Source organism: Pseudomonas sp. Z1-29, from assembly GCF_051131995.1.
Lineage (GTDB): Bacteria > Pseudomonadota > Gammaproteobacteria > Pseudomonadales > Pseudomonadaceae > Aquipseudomonas.
Map to the genome: position 1 here is coordinate 5,424,717 of NZ_CP071645.1, position 15,936 is coordinate 5,440,652.

A 15,936-nucleotide genomic window follows, 5' to 3' on the forward strand; every position below is an offset into this window, starting at 1 on the left:
GCTGCGCAGCCCAACGGGGATAAATCCCCTCGCCACAAGGACCTCGTATTCACCTCGGCGCCATAACGCGGCGCCACGATAACAAACGGCCAGCACTGCCGCTAGAAAGCAAAACGCCAGCACTCAGGCTGGCGTCTTGCGATTGGGCGGGGCGATCAGCGCGGCACAACCGGCTTGCGCGCAGGCTTCGGTCCCTTGCCCTTGGCCGCATCCTTGCGCTCCTTGGCAGCCTGCTGATTACGGGCGAACGCAGCGGCCTTGGCTTGCTCGCGTTTATCCCAGGCATTGCCGCCGTCACTGGCCCGCGGCGGCAGGCCGGTGTGCTGGGTCAGGATCTTGGTGGTCTCCTTACCGACCTTATGGCTGCCAGCCGGGGTCGAGTTCTTGCGACGGGCACTCTGGTAGCTGTCGGTGGCAGGCTGGTGCAACGGAATCAACTGGTTCTTGCCCGGCCCGATCAGGTCGGCGCGGCCCATGCGGGTCAGCGCTTCGCGCAGCATCGGCCAGCCTTTCGGATCGTGATAACGCAGGAACGCCTTGTGCAGGCGGCGCTGCTCTTCGCTCTTGACGATGGTCACCGCGTCGCTCTTGTAGGTGACCTTGCGCAGCGGGTTCTTGCCCGAGTGATACATCGCGGTGGCCGTAGCCATCGGCGACGGATAGAACGCCTGCACCTGGTCGGCCCGGAAGCCGTTGCCCTTGAGCCACAGCGCCAGGTTCATCATGTCTTCGTCGGTAGTGCCCGGGTGAGCCGCGATGAAGTACGGAATCAGGTACTGCTCTTTCCCGGCTTCCTTCGTGTACTTCTCGAACATCCGCTTGAATTTGTCATAGCTGCCGATGCCCGGCTTCATCATCTGGTTGAGCGGGCCTTCCTCGGTGTGCTCCGGGGCGATCTTCAGGTAACCGCCGACGTGGTGGGTCACCAGCTCCTTGACGTACTCCGGCGACTCGACCGCCAGGTCGTAACGCAGGCCGGAGGCAATGAGGATCTTCTTCACCCCAGGCAACGCACGGGCGCTGCGGTACAGCTGGATCAGCGACGAGTGGTCGGTATTGAGGTTCGGGCAGATGCCGGGGAACACGCAGGACGGCTTGCGGCACGCGGATTCGATTTCCGGGCTCTTGCAGGCGATGCGGTACATGTTCGCGGTCGGGCCGCCGAGGTCGGAAATGACCCCGGTGAAACCAGGCACCTTGTCGCGGATCTCTTCGATCTCGCGAATGATCGACTCTTCCGAGCGGTTCTGGATGATCCGGCCTTCGTGCTCGGTGATCGAGCAGAAGGTGCAGCCACCGAAGCAGCCACGCATGATGTTCACCGAGAAACGGATCATCTCGTAAGCGGGGATCTTTTCCTTGCCATACGCCGGATGCGGGACACGCGCGTAAGGCATGCCAAACACGTAGTCCATTTCCTCAGTAGTCATCGGAATGGGCGGCGGGTTGAACCAGACGTCGACTTCGCCGTGCTTCTGCACCAGCGCACGGGCGTTGCCCGGGTTGGTTTCCAGGTGCAACACGCGGTTGGCGTGGGCATACAGCACCGCATCGTTGCGCACCTTCTCTACCGATGGCAGGCGAATCACGGTCTTGTCGCGGGTCATCCTCGGGCTCGCCAGGATCTGTACGACCTTGGCTTCGCTCGGGTCATCGACCGGGCCCTTTTCCTGCTCGATGGCGCAGGCAGCGGTGTCCTGGGTATTCACGTACGGGTTGATGATCTTGTCGACCTTGCCCGGACGGTCGATGCGCGTGGAATCGACTTCGTACCAGCCTTGCGGCGTGTCGCGGCGAATGAATGCGGTGCCGCGCACGTCGGTGATGTCTTCGATCTTGTGGCCGTAGGACAGGCGCTGGGCCACTTCGACAATCGCCCGCTCGGCGTTGCCATAGAGCAGGATGTCGGCGCAGGCGTCGATCAGGATCGAGTTGCGCACCCGGTCCTGCCAGTAGTCGTAGTGGGCGATGCGGCGCAGGGACGCTTCGATACCGCCGAGGACGATCGGCACGTGTTTGTAGGCTTCCTTGCAACGCTGGCTATAGACCAGGCTCGCACGGTCCGGCCGCTTGCCCGCCAAACCGCCCGGCGTGTAGGCGTCATCGGAACGGATTTTCTTGTCGGCGGTGTAGCGGTTGATCATCGAGTCCATGTTGCCGGCCGCGACACCGAAGAACAGGTTGGGCTCGCCGAGCTTCATGAAGTCGTCTTTGGACTGCCAGTTCGGCTGGGCAATGATGCCAACGCGAAAGCCCTGGGCTTCCAGCAGACGGCCAATGATCGCCATGCCGAACGACGGATGATCGACGTAGGCATCACCGGTCACGATGATGATGTCGCACGAATCCCAGCCGAGCTGATCCATCTCCTCCCTGCTCATCGGCAGGAACGGCGCCGGTCCGAAACATTCGGCCCAGTACTTGGGATAATCGAATAATGGCTTGGCTGCTTGCATGTCGATGACCGGTATAGAAGATGAAAAATCGCGGGCGCGGAATATAGCACAAAAAATAACCAATTGTGGCGAGGGAGCTTGCTCCCGCCCGGCTGCACAGCAGCCGGATCCCCCGCACACCTGGATTACATGTGCAAACTGGGGGCTGCTACGCAGCCCAGCGGGAGCAAGCTCCCTCGCCACAAAGGCGGGTCAAGCGAACAGATTTACTCGTCATCATCAAAATTGTAGCTACCCGGCGCCAGGTTTTCGAAGCGCGTGTATTTGCCGATAAACGCCAGGCGGATGAAGCCGATCGGGCCGTTCCGTTGCTTGCCGATGATGATTTCGGCAATGCCCTTGTGTTCCGTCTCGGGGTGATACACCTCGTCACGGTAAACGAACATGATGACGTCGGCGTCCTGCTCGATCGCTCCGGATTCCCGCAAGTCCGAGTTCACCGGACGCTTGTTGGGGCGCTGTTCCAGGGAACGGTTCAACTGCGAAAGGGCAACGACTGGGCAGTTGAATTCCTTGGCCAGGGCCTTGAGGGAACGGGAGATCTCGGAAATCTCGTTGGTCCGGTTGTCGCCGCTAGAGCCGGGGATCTGCATCAACTGCAGGTAGTCGATCATGATCAGCCCGACCTCGCCGTGCTCACGCACCAGGCGGCGGGTTCGGGCGCGCATCTCCGACGGGCTGATACCTGCGGTATCGTCGATGAACAGCTTGCGGTCGTTGAGCAGGTTCACCGCCGAGGTGAGGCGCGGCCAATCGTCGTCTTCCAGCTGGCCGGAACGGACCTTGGTCTGGTCGATACGCCCGAGGGACGACAGCATACGCATGATCAGCGATTCGCCTGGCATCTCGAGGGAGTACACCAACACAGCCTTTTCACTGCGTAGCACGGCGTTTTCCACCAGGTTCATCGCAAAGGTGGTCTTACCCATGGACGGACGGCCGGCGACGATGATCAAGTCGGACGGCTGCAGGCCGCTGGTCTTCTCGTCGAGGTCGGTGTAGCCGGTGGACAGGCCGGTAATGGCGTTGTCGGTGTTGAACAAGGTGTCGATGCGGTCGATGGCCTTGGTCAGCAGGTCGTTGACGCTCACCGGGCCGCCGGTTTTCGGCCGCGCCTCGGCGATCTGGAAGATCTGCCGCTCGGCTTCGTCGAGAATCTCAGCGGCGGTGCGACCTTCCGGGTTGAACGCACTGTCGGCAATCTCAGTGCTGATGCCGATCAACTGGCGCAAGGTCGCCCGCTCGCGCACGATCTGGGCGTAAGCCTTGATGTTGGCGACCGACGGCGTGTTTTTCGCCAGTTCGCCGAGGTAACCGAGGCCGCCGACCTGGGATGTCTGACCTTCCTTGTCCAATTGCTCGGCCAGGGTCACGACGTCGATCGGCATGTTCTGATCGGCCAACTTGGCGATCGCGCGGAAAATCAGGCGGTGGTCATGCCGATAAAAATCGCCGTCGGAGACTTGATCAAGCACGCGTTCCCAGGCGTTGTTGTCCAGCATCAGACCACCGAGCACGGCCTGTTCGGCCTCGATGGAATGCGGAGGCACCTTCAGGGCAGCGGTTTGCAGATCGTATTGCTCGGGGGCGGTGATTTCGTTCATGGCCACGTCAGGTTATGAAAATCAGGAATTGCAGAAAGACAAAGGGCACGACCTGTAGACAGGATCGTGCCCGATGTTACCGGTTGGCGCCCGAGGGTGCCAACCGACAGGTGTTGCTTAGGCTGCTACCACGACAACGCGTACGGTGGCTTCAACTTCGGCGTGCAGGTGCACGGCTACGTCGAATTCACCTACGTTGCGGATGGTGCCGTTCGGCAGACGAACTTCGCTTTTCGCAACTTCAACGCCGGAGGCGGTCAGTGCGTCAGCGATGTCGTGAGTACCGATCGAACCGAACAGCTTGCCTTCGTCGCCAGCGGTGGCAGTGATGGTCACTTCCAGCTCGGCCAGTTGGGCAGCACGGCTTTCAGCCGATGCCTTACGGTCTGCGGCGGCTTTTTCCAGCTCAGCGCGACGCTCTTCGAACGCAGCCAGGTTGGCAGCGGTCGCAGCGGTGGCTTTGCCGAAAGGCAGCAGGTAGTTACGGCCGTAACCGGCCTTAACGTTTACTTTGTCGCCCAGGTTGCCCAGGTTGGCGATTTTTTCCAGAAGGATCAGTTGCATGTGAAAATCCTCTAACTTTTAACCTTCACCGTTCGCGTTGTCGGCGTCTTTCGGCGCCATACGACCGCGAAAATCAATCAGGCTGTCGACGATGGCCAGGACCACCAGCAACGGATAGATCAGCTGCATGAACAGCAACAACGTGACGTACAACCCGACCAGCCAGAACCTGGCCAGTCGCTTTTGCGCCACAAGCCCGTGAATCAGGGCCAGGGCGGCAAACACCAGCGGTACACTGCACAACGGCGTGAGCATGGCCATCTGCGGACCGAAATTCGGCCCCAGGAGCATGCCCGCCAGCAGTAACATCGCCAGCCCGAGCGGGAAACGAATGGCGCGAAATTCGCGACCAAAACCACCCGGGTTGTACAACAACGCTTGCCAGTAGCGCCCGATAATCAGGCTCAGCACACTGACGATTTGCAACAAGGCCGCAATCAGGCCGGTCAGGACCGGTGCGATCAGGGACGCGAAACGCGCCTGCTCCTCTGCCGACATCTGTTGGTAGAGATCACCGAGGGCCTCGGGCAGGATTTTTATCAAAGCCTGCGAGAGCATCTCGATCTGGGGTGCGAAAGCCACCCCGAGCACCACTGAAAACACCACTCCCATCGCTATGCTGACCAGCAGCACGCGGTTCCAGGATTCGCTGGCGCGCAACACCAACGCCAGCGCCGAAGACCCCAGCAGCACCATCAGTGCCCGCGGGTCAGCGGAATACAACCACCAGAGCAAGGCCGGCAGCAGTCCCAGAGCAAGAACGCCAAGGGCGTCCCTCAATCCGCGCCGCAGGAGTACGAGACTCACCGCGGCAGCACCCAACCAATACAACAACGGCAATGCCGCGCATCCAGCCACTACGAGAGTGGCCTGCATACGACCGCGCATGATGAACTCAGCTAAGGCGCGCATGCATTCAATCCTTTGCTACGTATCGACTGCCCGGTCTCAGCGGCCGTGGCTGTCGGTGTAGGCCAGCAGGGCCAGGAAGCGGGCGCGCTTGATAGCGGTGGCCAGCTGACGCTGATAACGTGCTTTGGTACCGGTGATACGGCTTGGAACGATTTTGCCGGTCTCGGATACGTAGGCTTTCAGAGTGTTGAGATCTTTGTAATCGATCTCTTTCACGTCTTCAGCGGTGAAGCGGCAGAATTTACGACGACGGAAGAAACGTGCCATGTGATTGGCTCCTTAAAAGGTCCGTGGATTACTCGTCAGCGTTATCGCTGTTGTCGCTGTCGCTATCGCTGTCATCGCCATCGGCGCTGTCAGAGTGCTCAGGACGGTCGCGACGCTCACGGCGCTCACTGCGGTTTTCTTCAGCCTTGAGCATCTCGGATTGGCCGGTGACGGCTTCTTCGCGACGGATGACCAGGTTACGGATCACTGCATCGTTGTAGCGGAAGTTGTCTTCCAGCTCGGCCAGGGCCTTGCCGGTGCACTCAACGTTCAGCATCACGTAGTGAGCCTTGTGAACATTGTTGATTGCGTAGGCCAGTTGACGACGGCCCCAATCTTCCAGACGGTGGATTTTGCCGCCGTCTTCTTCGATCAGCTTGGTGTAACGCTCAACCATGCCGCCGACTTGCTCGCTTTGATCCGGGTGGACCAAAAAGATGATTTCGTAATGACGCATGAATGCTCCTTACGGGTTGTAGCCTGCCGCTCAAAAACGGTCAGACAAGGAGTGAATGACACTTATGGACTTGAGGACGCTAGACACATAAGTGCCTGCCATCACAGCAAGGGGCGCAATTGTAGAGAAGGGTCGAGGGCGGCGCAAGGCAATTGGCGATTATTTGAACAACCACCGTTTTCAATTACACACAGACCAATGTGGGAGCGAGCCTGCTCGCGAAAGCGGTGCGTCATTCAAATAGTTATTGAATGTCAGTGCGCTTTCGCGAGCAGGCTCGCTCCCACAAGGTTGTACTGCGATCAGGGCTTTTTGGCAGCAGTCTTGGCCCCACGCTGGCGCTGGGCTTCGAACAGGCACACGCCGGTGGCAACCGAGACGTTGAGACTGCTGACACTGCCGGCCATCGGCAGCTTGACCAGGTAGTCGCAATGCTCGCGGGTCAGGCGGCGCATGCCCTTGCCTTCGGCGCCCATGATCAGGATGGTCGGGCCGGTCAGGTCCTGGTCATAGATGCTGACCTCGGCCTCGCCCGCCGTGCCGACGACCCACAACCCGCGCTGCTGGAGTTTCTCCAGGGTGCGCGCCAGATTGGTCACGGCCACCAGCGGGATCACTTCCGCCGCGCCGCAGGCGACTTTACGCACGACCGGGGTCAGGGTGGCCGACTTGTCTTTTGGCACGATCACCGCCAACGCCCCGGCGGCATCCGCCGAACGCAGGCAGGCGCCGAGGTTGTGCGGGTCGGTCACGCCGTCCAGCACCAGCAGCAACGGCGCGCCCTCGGTGCGATCGAGCAACTCGTCGAGCATCGCCTCGCCCCAGACCTGACTCGGGCTGACTTCGGCGACGACGCCCTGGTGCACGCCTTCAACCCAGGCGTCCATCTCACGCCGCTCGGCCTGGCCGACCGCCACGCGATTTTCGCCCGCCAGCTCGATCAACGTCTGGACACGCGGATCGCTGCGCCCTTCCGCCAACCAGATCTGCTTGACCCGCTTGGGGTGGTGACGCAACAGCGCCTCCACGGCATGCACGCCGTAGATTTTTTCCAGCTGACTCATGACTTGCCCTTGGGTTTACGCGCCCCGCCACTTTTGGCTGGGGACGAGCCCGCTTTCGGCGGACCTTTACGGTGCTTGCTCGGCTTGCTGGTCGCCTTGTCCGGGGTCGACCTTCCGGTCTTTCCCCCAGACGCCGCTTTACCACCGTTCTTGGCTTCGGCCAGCAACGCCTGTTTCATTTCACGGCTTTTGCGCAACTCGGCATTTTTCGCCGCCGCATCGCTCGGGCGATAGGCCTCGACAGCCTTCTCCTTGGCCGAACCGCGGCGCCCCGACTTGGCCGGGGCAGGCTCGGCGGCGGTCTTGGTTGCTGGCGCAGCCGTTTCGGTGCCGCGCTTCTTGCGACCGATCGGCGCGCTGATGGTTTTTTCGGCCATCTCGAAGTCGATCTTGCGCTCGTCCAGATCGACGCGCATCACCCGCACTTCAACGGTATCGCCAAGACGGAAGCTGCGACCGGTGCGCTCGCCCGCCAGGCGGTGATGCACAGGATCGAAGTGGTAGTAGTCGCCAGGCAGCGCGGTGACATGCACCAGGCCTTCGACGTAGATGTCGGTCAGCTCGACGAACAGGCCGAAACCGGTCACGGCGGTGATCACGCCCGGGAAAGACTCACCCACGCGATCCTTCATGTACTCGCACTTGAGCCAGTTCACCACGTCGCGGGTCGCTTCGTCGGCACGTCGCTCGCTCATCGAGCATTGCTCGCCGAGCTGCTCCAGGGCCGCCTCGTCGTACGGGTAGATACGCGCCTTGGGAATGGTCATCGCGCCGGCACGCTTGACGTGCGGGGTGTCCATCTTCGAGTGGATCACGCTGCGAATCGCCCGGTGCGTGAGCAGGTCGGGGTAGCGACGGATCGGCGAAGTGAAGTGGGTGTAGGCTTCGTAATTCAGGCCGAAGTGGCCCTGGTTGTCGGCGCTGTACACCGCCTGGCTCAGCGAACGCAGCATCACGGTCTGGATCAGGTGGAAATCCGGACGATCCTTGATGCTTGCCAGCAAGGCCTGGTAATCCTTCGGCGACGGACCTTCCTTGCCCTTGTGCAACGACAGGCCAAGCTCGCCCAGGAATGCCCGCAATTTTTCCAGACGCTCTGGCGGCGGACCGTCGTGGACGCGGTACAGCGCAGGAATTTCATGCTTCTTCAGGAACTCGGCCGTGGCCACGTTGGCCGCCAGCATGCATTCCTCGATCAGCTTGTGGGCGTCGTTGCGAATCGTCGGACGGATCTCGGCGATCTTGCGCTCGGTACCGAAGATGATCCGGGTTTCCTGGGTTTCGAAATCGATCGCGCCCCGCACGTGACGCGCCGCCAGCAATACCTTGTACAGCGCGTAGAGCTGCTTGAGGTGCGGCACCACGTCGGTGTACTCGCCGCGCAGCTTGCGCGATTCGGCGAGTTTCGGCGTTTCCAGCATCGCACTGACCTTGTTGTAGGTCAGGCGGGCATGGGAATGGATCACCGCTTCATAGAAGCAGTAGTTCGTCATCTCGCCGGATTTGGAGATATCCATCTCGCAAACCATGGCCAGGCGATCGACCTGGGGGTTGAGCGAACACAGGCCGTTGGACAACTGCTCGGGCAGCATCGGCACGACGCGCTCGGGGAAATACACCGAGTTGCCGCGCACCTGGGCCTCGGCATCCAATGCAGAGCCGAGCTTTACGTAGCTGGAGACGTCGGCAATCGCCACGTACAACTTCCAGCCGCCGGAGAACAAGCGCAACTTGCCTGGCTTGGCTTCGCAGTAGACCGCGTCGTCGAAGTCACGGGCGTCTTCGCCGTCAATGGTGACGAACGGCAGATGGCGCAGATCGATGCGCTTCTCTTTGTCCTTCTCTTCGACTTCCGGCTTGAGCTTGGCAGCTTCCTTGAGCACCGCCTCAGGCCAGACGTGGGGGATGTCATAAGTGCGCAGGGCAACGTCGATTTCCATGCCCGGAGCCATGTAGTTGCCGACCACTTCCACCACGTCGCCTTGCGGCTGGAAGCGCGGGGTTGGCCAGTGGGTGATTTTCACCTCGACGAACTGACCGACCTGGGCGTTGGCGTTGCGGCCCGGCGTCACCAGCACTTCCTGCTGGATCTTTGGGTTGTCGGCGACGACAAAACCGATGCCGCCCTCTTCGAAATAACGACCGACAATGGTCTCGTGGGCACGGGACACCACTTCGACGATCACACCCTCACGACGCCCACGGCGATCCAGGCCGGAAACACGGGCCAGGGCGCGGTCGCCGTCGAACACCAGGCGCATCTGCGCCGGGCTCATGAACAGGTCGTCACTGCCGTCATCCGGAATCAGGAAGCCGAAGCCGTCGCGGTGCCCGGCAATACGACCCAGGATCAGATCGAGCTTGTCGACCGGCGCATAAGTGCCACGGCGGGTATAGATGAGTTGAGCGTCGCGCTCCATGGCGCGCAGACGGCGGCGCAGGGCCTCGAGCTGGTCCTCGGTGGTCAGACCGAATTCTTCGACCAACTGCTCACGGCTAGCAGGCGAACCCCGATCGGCGAGATGCGCCAGGATCAGTTCGCGGCTAGGAATAGGGTTTTCATATTTTTCCGCTTCACGAGCGGCCTCGGGATCGAGGGACTGCCAATCGGCCATTAGAGAGTTTTCACCTTGTCTATATGCGGGTTAGTTTGGCATAGGCGTAATGAAACGGGAAATTTCAAGCGTCAGATGCCTTTTCTAAAGCCTTTTGACACGCCTTTAAAGCCTGTGATTGCACCGCTCGTGAAATTTAGCTTTTTTTTTGCACCGAGGGGTTTACAGTTAAAAACACGCTCCGTATAGTGCGCGCCATCGACGACGCACACACGCTGTCGATATTGCCCAGATGGTGAAATTGGTAGACACGCCAGCTTCAGGTGCTGGTGACCGCAAGGTCGTGGAAGTTCGAGTCTTCTTCTGGGCACCAATTTCAAGCAGCAGATAATGTCTGCGAGCTTTTACAGAAACCCGCGAAAGCGGGTTTTTGCATTTTTGCCCCCGTCGTTTCGTTTTGGCAATTACCAAAACAAAAACAGGGGTTTACAGATCAAAACGCGCTCCGTATAGTGCGCGACATCAACAGCGGCAACGCTGAAGATGCTGCCCAGATGGTGAAATTGGTAGACACGCCAGCTTCAGGTGCTGGTGACCGCAAGGTCGTGGAAGTTCGAGTCTTCTTCTGGGCACCAATTCAAGCTTCAAGGTTTACGTACCTTGAACCTCACAAAAACCCGCGAAAGCGGGTTTTTGCGTTTTCGGGATCCGAAAATTCCCTCTGTGGCGAGGGGATTTATCCCCGCTGGGCTGCGTAGCAGCCCCAAAAGCAACGATCTCAATCTTACTGGCACCGAGTTGTCTGGCCGGGGGCCGCTGGGCAGCCCAACGGGGATAAATCCCCTCGCCACAACGCACATGAGAAACAATATCGTTTATCATTGTTACAAGTTTTTGCTACACGACAGTGAGGAACCCCCGCGAATGATGTTTCGAACCACCCTGCGCCGCGCCCTGACCTGCACCCTGCTCGGCCTGACCCTCGCAACGCCCCTCACCCAAGCCGCCGACAAGGTGGAACTGACTCTCTACAACGGCCAGCACAAAGAAGTTGGCGATGAACTGGCCAAGGCCTTCGAGGCCAAGACCGGCATCCACGTCAACGTGCGCAAGGGCAGCAGCAACCAGCTCGCCAGCCAGGTTGTCGAAGAAGGCGAGCGCTCCCCTGCCGACGTGATCTACACCGAAGAGTCGCCGCCCTTGAACAAGCTCGGCGAGCAAGGGCTGCTGGCGAAGATCGACGACGCCACGCTCAACGTACTACCCAAGGATTATGTTGCGAGCAATGGCACCTGGATGGGCGTGACCGCCCGCGTGCGTGTGGTTGCCTACAACCCCAAACTGATCGACGAGAAAGATCTGCCGAAAACCGTCCTCGATTTCGCCCAGCCGCAATGGCAGGGCAAGGTCGGCTTTGTACCAACCAGCGGCGCGTTCCAGGAGCAAGCCGTCGCCATCATCAAGTTGCACGGGATGGACGCCGCCGAGGAATGGCTCACCGGGCTGCGCGCGTTCGGCAAGGTCTACAGCAACAATATGGTTGCCCTCAAGGCCGTGGAAAACGGCGAAGTGGCGACGGTCCTGGTGAACAATTACTACTGGTTCGCGCTGCAGCGAGAGATGGGCCAGCTCGACTCCAGGCTGCACTATTTCACCGGAGGTGATGCCGGCGGCCTGGTGACCGTGTCCAGCGCCGCCGCGCTGAAATCCAGCAAGCACCCCAAGGAAGCCCAACAACTGCTCGCCTACATGGCCAGTGAAGAAGGCCAGCGCGTGATTACCCAGACGTCCGCCGAGTACCCCCTCCACAAAGGCATGGTGTCGGACCGTGGCCTCAAGCCGTTCACTGAACTTGAACCGCCAAAAGTCACTCCGGCCGACCTCGGCAATGCTGAAGAAGCCCTGGAGCTGGAACGTGAAGTCGGCCTGAACTGATGACACCGTCGCTGAACGCTCCCTCTGCCGCGAGGAGCTATATTCCCCGGCGCAAGCGCCCGTCGATCGGTCTGCTGCTCCCGGTTCTGCTGCTGGTGCTGCTGAGCGCGTTGCCGCTCCTGTATGTCATCGCGAAGGCCTGGCAGGCCGGTTGGACAGAAGCATTGCACTTGCTCTGGCGGCCTTATGTATTCGGCCTGCTGCGCAACACCTTGGCGCTGATGATCGGTGTCACGCTGGCCTGTGGCGTGATCGGCCTGTCGCTGGCCTGGCTTTTGGAGCGCAGCGATCTGCCGGGACGCAGGGTCTGGGGCGTGATCCTCTGCCTGCCATTCGCAGTGCCGGCGTTTGTCAGCAGCTTCACCTGGGTATCGCTCAGCGCGCAATTCGAAGGACTGGGCGGGGCCATCCTGGTCATGACGCTGTCCAAATATCCGCTGATTTTCCTGCCGGTGGCGGCAACGCTACGCAATCTCGATCCCTCTCTTGAGGAATCCGCACGAACCCTGGGGCAAAATCGCTGGGGCGTGTTTTTTCGCGTCACCCTGCCATTGCTCTGGCCCTCGCTGCTGGCCGGCTCACTGTTGATTGCCTTGCACATGCTGGTGGAGTTCGGCGCGTTGTCGATCATCGGACTGCAAACGTTTACCACCGCGATCTATCAACAATTCGAGCTGGAGTTCAGCAACGCCAATGCCGCCATGCTGTCAGCGGTGTTGTTGGTGCTTTGCCTGGCACTGTTGTGGCTGGAATTGCGCGTGCGCGGCAAGGGCCGCCACGTACGCATCGGACAAGGCGCGGCACGCCGCGCGGAACAGGTACGGCTCGGCCCCTGGGCGTTCCTCGGCAAGCTGTATTGCGCGGCATTGACGGTCATTGGCAGCGGTATTCCGCTGGGGATGCTGGTGTATTGGCTGGCGGTGGGCACTTCCGCCGCCTTCCCGGTGGGCGAGATCGGCGAAGCCCTGCTGTCATCCCTGGCGCTGTCACTGGGCGGCGCCGCGCTCTGCCTTGTACTCGCGGTGCCGGTCGGCCTGCTGGTGGTCCGTCACAAGGGGCGCCTGGCGCTATGGGCAGAACGCCTGCCGTATTTGCTGCATGCACTGCCAGGCCTGGTGATTGCCCTGAGCCTGGTGTATTTCGCGCTGCACTATGTGCCGGCGCTCTATCAGACCTCGGGTTTGCTGCTGATTGCCTACGCGCTGCTGTTCCTGCCGCTGGCCCAGGCCCCGGTGCGCACGGCGCTGAACAAGGCCGCGCCGCAGCTGGAAGAGGCGGCTCGCACGCTGGGGGCTTCTTCTTTCAGTGCGTTTTGCCGGGTGACCTTGCCGATTATCTTCCCGGCGCTGGGGGCGGCATTTGCGCTGGTGTTCCTGGACGCGATGAAAGAACTGACTGCTACTTTGCTGCTCAGCCCGACCGGGCTCAACACCCTGGCGACAGCGGTCTGGGCACATACCTCGAACATCGAGTTTGCGGCAGCGGCGCCTTACGCGGCGCTGCTTATCCTGGTGTCGGGGTTACCGGTCTATTTGCTGACGACGCGGATGTATCTGAGCCGCTGAAATCGCTTTCGCGAGCAGGCTCGCGCCTACAGGGGCTTGTTGCGCATGTGGATGCAATGAACACTGGAGATCAGCGTGAGAGCGAGCCTGCTCGCGAAAGCGGTGGGTCAGCTTGCATCAGCGTTGAATGTGCCGCCTTCGCGAGCAGGCTCGCTCCCACAATGGGATTGGAATACAACCGAAGAGCCAGGTCGGCTGTCAGGCCGCCTCGCCGTGGATGTTGATCTCGGCGCCCCGTTAACCACGCTGGCCGAACGCAGGCATTGCGCAGTGGGCATCCCGGCATGGATGCCGGGATAGCCGCGCTGGGCCAGGGACGGCCCTTCGCGGCGGGCCCACGGAGCAATGCCGGAGTGAGGGCATGCCGAGCCCAAGCGAGGCACCGAGTGGTGGGGCAAAAGCGTTTTGCTTACTTTTGCGCTTCATAAAAGTGAGCCGCCGTCAGGGCGGAACCCTAAGCAGCCGTTACTACAGCAACGGATATGTACCCGGTCAAACTGTCAGTCCGTCATCGCCTCCACCTGATCAGGCCCTGAACTGCCCCAGGCTCGCCTTCAACTGCGCCGCCAGACTGTCCAACACCTTGCCGCTGGCAGTGGTCTCGACCACCGCCTGGGCGGCTTTTTCGGCCTGGGCGTGGATGGTTTCCACCCGTCCGCGCACCGCTTGGGCGCCCTGGGCCTGATGCGCCGCTGCCTGGGTCGCCAGGCCGATGGCCGCGTGGACCTGCTCGACCGAAGCCTGCACTGATTGCTGCAGCCGCGCGCTGTCTCGCAGCACCGCCAGACCCTCGTTCGCTTGTCGTCCAGCCTGGCCAATCGCAGCCACCGCTTCGCGCGCACCTTGTTGCAAGGCGACGATATGCGCCTGGATGTCGCCGGTCGAACTCTGGGTCTTGCTCGCCAGTGCCCGCACCTCGTCCGCCACCACTGCAAATCCGCGCCCGGTTTCGCCTGCCCGCGCCGCTTCGATGGCCGCGTTCAACGCCAGCAGGTTGGTTTGCTCGGCGATGCCATGGATAACCGTCAGGACCACTTCGATCTGCTCGCTCTGCTGCGCCAGCCGCTCGATGACCTTCGCCCCGGTGTCGACCTGTCCGGCCAGCGCTTCGATCAAGCCGCCGACCTTGGCCGCGGTGCGGGTCGTTTCATCGGTGGCCTGGCGGATCTCCACTACCTGCTGCAAGGCCGCCTGCATCGCCTGGCTTTCCGACTGCGCCTCATCAGCCATCTGCGACAGGGCCCGCAGGCTCTCGGCCACTTCGTCGCGCTGCATGCCGGCCGCCGCGTCGGCGCCGGAGTTGCGCAGGGTCATTGCACCGATTTCCTGGCCGGTGCGCTGGGCCACGTCACCCGCTTCACGCACGATAGGTTGCAATTTGTCGACAAAACGATTGACCGCCGAAGCCATGTCGCCAATTTCATCCTTGCTGCTGATCTGTACACGCTTGGTCAGATCGCCCTCGCCCGCCGCCAGGTCGTTCATCGCTGCAATCAACAGCTTCAAGCGATTGACCACTCGCCGCCCCAGCACCACGGCCAGCAATGCCAGCACGCCGAACCCGACCAGCGCCAGGCCCAGGCCGATGCGCCAGCGCAACGTTCCCGCAGCCTCCTGCACGGTGGCGGCGGTATTGGTCTGCATTTGCGTGGCGGTTGCCTGCGCCGAGCCCAGGCGGCCACGCATGGCGGTGGCGCTGTCCGCGGCTGCGCCCTTGAGGCTGTCACCGACCAATTGGTCACTGCTGGCGATCAATGCGGAGAAGCGCTGGTCCAGAGCTTTCAGATCGGTTTCCACCGAGGCGGTAGAAACGCCCATCAGCACTTTGCCAATTTCCACACCGTTGGGGTTGATCGACGCTTCGAGGTAATAGACCGACGGGTCGTTCTTCGCCGCGTCCAGCACCTTGTCCAGTGCTCGCTCGCCCTTGCCTTTTTCCAGCAGGGCCTTGTTGATCGGGTTTTCACGGTTCAGATAACGAGTCAGGTGTTCGCCGGCAGCGTCGTCATAGATGACGAACAACACGTTGGGATTGCGCTGGGCGCGGCGGGCGAATTCGGAAAGGGTCGGCACGTCGCTGTCCCACATGGCGCGAGGCGCGACCGAGGCCAAAAGCTGCGCCATATCATTGGCGGAATCCCTCAGGTCTTTTTCCAGAGTCGCACGCAGATGGGCCTGTTCCTCCTTCAGCCGCGAGGACAAACCGGCGTTCAACCGTTGGCGGGTGCTGGCGGAAAGGCTATCGAGGCTGGAGGTGACTTCACGCCCGGCCTGCTCCAGCTCACCGGAGAGTTTCTGGCTGTCAGCCCCAAGGCGCGCGTTCAGGTCGGCCTCCAGCGCAGTGACCGTGCTTCGGGTCAGCGCAACGGCGACCAGTACCTGCACCAAAAGGGCGATACCGAGCGTAACGAAAACAGGCCGCAGCAAACGGCTTTGTAACAGTGAGAGAACGGCCGACACAGGGGAATCCCTCTACTAACGCCAGTAAATTGATGGCACTTCACAAGAAGTACTTATTATCAAGGGTGCGTAGCAAAGGTCGTGCCGTCTGACAGAC

Annotated in this window: 11 protein-coding genes and 2 tRNA genes; 4 read left to right on the plus strand and 9 right to left on the minus strand. The window is 61.2% G+C overall.

Annotated elements, in window-relative coordinates; genetic code table 11:
* Window positions 1-155 precede the first annotated feature (155 nt).
* The 8 genes from J3P84_RS24750 to rnr all read right to left on the minus strand — a co-directional run bounded on the left by J3P84_RS24750 (window position 156) and on the right by rnr (window position 9,939).
* Window positions 156-2,456, minus strand: a complete 2,301-nt coding sequence (locus J3P84_RS24750; protein WP_434626367.1) for a YgiQ family radical SAM protein — start codon at window positions 2,454-2,456, stop codon at window positions 156-158.
* 206 nt (window positions 2,457-2,662) lie between these two features.
* Window positions 2,663-4,060: a replicative DNA helicase gene (gene dnaB / locus J3P84_RS24755; protein ID WP_014336312.1), complete on the minus strand. Its 1,398-nt coding sequence runs from the start codon at window positions 4,058-4,060 to the stop codon at window positions 2,663-2,665.
* Between the two features lie 117 nt (window positions 4,061-4,177).
* Window positions 4,178-4,624 carry a 50S ribosomal protein L9 gene (gene rplI / locus J3P84_RS24760; RefSeq protein WP_003186385.1) on the minus strand — a complete coding sequence of 149 codons (447 nt, stop codon included), beginning with the start codon at window positions 4,622-4,624 and terminating at the stop codon, window positions 4,178-4,180.
* A gap of 18 nt (window positions 4,625-4,642) precedes the next feature.
* Window positions 4,643-5,536, minus strand: coding sequence for a hypothetical protein (locus J3P84_RS24765; protein ID WP_305497181.1), 894 nt, complete (start codon window positions 5,534-5,536; stop codon window positions 4,643-4,645).
* Window positions 5,537-5,572: 36 nt separating this feature from the next.
* Window positions 5,573-5,803 (minus strand): 30S ribosomal protein S18, encoded by a 231-nt coding sequence (gene rpsR / locus J3P84_RS24770; RefSeq protein ID WP_002551829.1) that lies wholly within the window; start codon window positions 5,801-5,803, stop codon window positions 5,573-5,575.
* A gap of 28 nt (window positions 5,804-5,831) precedes the next feature.
* Window positions 5,832-6,260, minus strand: a complete 429-nt coding sequence (gene rpsF, locus J3P84_RS24775) for a 30S ribosomal protein S6 (protein ID WP_003186395.1) — start codon at window positions 6,258-6,260, stop codon at window positions 5,832-5,834.
* A gap of 302 nt (window positions 6,261-6,562) precedes the next feature.
* Window positions 6,563-7,324 carry a 23S rRNA (guanosine(2251)-2'-O)-methyltransferase RlmB gene (gene rlmB / locus J3P84_RS24780; protein WP_434626368.1) on the minus strand — a complete coding sequence of 254 codons (762 nt, stop codon included), beginning with the start codon at window positions 7,322-7,324 and terminating at the stop codon, window positions 6,563-6,565.
* On the minus strand, window positions 7,321-9,939 hold the full coding sequence (gene rnr, locus J3P84_RS24785; protein WP_434626369.1) for a ribonuclease R: 2,619 nt from the start codon (window positions 9,937-9,939) through the stop codon (window positions 7,321-7,323). Before rnr ends, rlmB begins: the two co-directional genes overlap by 4 nt.
* Before the next feature lie 226 nt (window positions 9,940-10,165).
* Between rnr and J3P84_RS24790 the strand changes: the two genes are divergently transcribed.
* The 4 genes from J3P84_RS24790 to J3P84_RS24805 all read left to right on the plus strand — a co-directional run bounded on the left by J3P84_RS24790 (window position 10,166) and on the right by J3P84_RS24805 (window position 13,379).
* Window positions 10,166-10,252, plus strand: a tRNA-Leu gene (locus tag J3P84_RS24790).
* A 175-nt stretch (window positions 10,253-10,427) separates the two neighbouring features.
* A tRNA-Leu gene (locus tag J3P84_RS24795) sits at window positions 10,428-10,514 on the plus strand.
* Between the two features lie 289 nt (window positions 10,515-10,803).
* Window positions 10,804-11,814 (plus strand): extracellular solute-binding protein, encoded by a 1,011-nt coding sequence (locus J3P84_RS24800; RefSeq protein WP_434626370.1) that lies wholly within the window; start codon window positions 10,804-10,806, stop codon window positions 11,812-11,814.
* A complete protein-coding gene (locus J3P84_RS24805) occupies window positions 11,814-13,379 on the plus strand; it encodes an ABC transporter permease (protein WP_434626371.1) in 1,566 nt (521 codons plus the stop codon). Before J3P84_RS24800 ends, J3P84_RS24805 begins: the two co-directional genes overlap by 1 nt.
* Window positions 13,380-13,904: 525 nt before the next feature.
* Here J3P84_RS24805 and J3P84_RS24810 read toward each other — a convergent pair.
* Window positions 13,905-15,839 (minus strand): methyl-accepting chemotaxis protein, encoded by a 1,935-nt coding sequence (locus J3P84_RS24810; RefSeq protein ID WP_434626372.1) that lies wholly within the window; start codon window positions 15,837-15,839, stop codon window positions 13,905-13,907.
* Window positions 15,840-15,936: the final 97 nt, after the last annotated feature.

What these genes read in the sequence shown, in the direction of transcription:
- J3P84_RS24750 (WP_434626367.1), bottom strand. Translation starts at nt 2,456, where the DNA reads ATGCAAGCAGCCAAGCCATTATTCGATTATCCCAAGTACTGGGCCGAA.
- dnaB (WP_014336312.1), bottom strand. Translation starts at nt 4,060, where the DNA reads ATGAACGAAATCACCGCCCCCGAGCAATACGATCTGCAAACCGCTGCC.
- rplI (WP_003186385.1), bottom strand. Translation starts at nt 4,624, where the DNA reads ATGCAACTGATCCTTCTGGAAAAAATCGCCAACCTGGGCAACCTGGGC.
- J3P84_RS24765 (WP_305497181.1), bottom strand. Translation starts at nt 5,536, where the DNA reads ATGCGCGCCTTAGCTGAGTTCATCATGCGCGGTCGTATGCAGGCCACT.
- rpsR (WP_002551829.1), bottom strand. Translation starts at nt 5,803, where the DNA reads ATGGCACGTTTCTTCCGTCGTCGTAAATTCTGCCGCTTCACCGCTGAA.
- rpsF (WP_003186395.1), bottom strand. Translation starts at nt 6,260, where the DNA reads ATGCGTCATTACGAAATCATCTTTTTGGTCCACCCGGATCAAAGCGAG.
- rlmB (WP_434626368.1), bottom strand. Translation starts at nt 7,324, where the DNA reads ATGAGTCAGCTGGAAAAAATCTACGGCGTGCATGCCGTGGAGGCGCTG.
- rnr (WP_434626369.1), bottom strand. Translation starts at nt 9,939, where the DNA reads ATGGCCGATTGGCAGTCCCTCGATCCCGAGGCCGCTCGTGAAGCGGAA.
- J3P84_RS24800 (WP_434626370.1), top strand. Translation starts at nt 10,804, where the DNA reads ATGATGTTTCGAACCACCCTGCGCCGCGCCCTGACCTGCACCCTGCTC.
- J3P84_RS24805 (WP_434626371.1), top strand. Translation starts at nt 11,814, where the DNA reads ATGACACCGTCGCTGAACGCTCCCTCTGCCGCGAGGAGCTATATTCCC.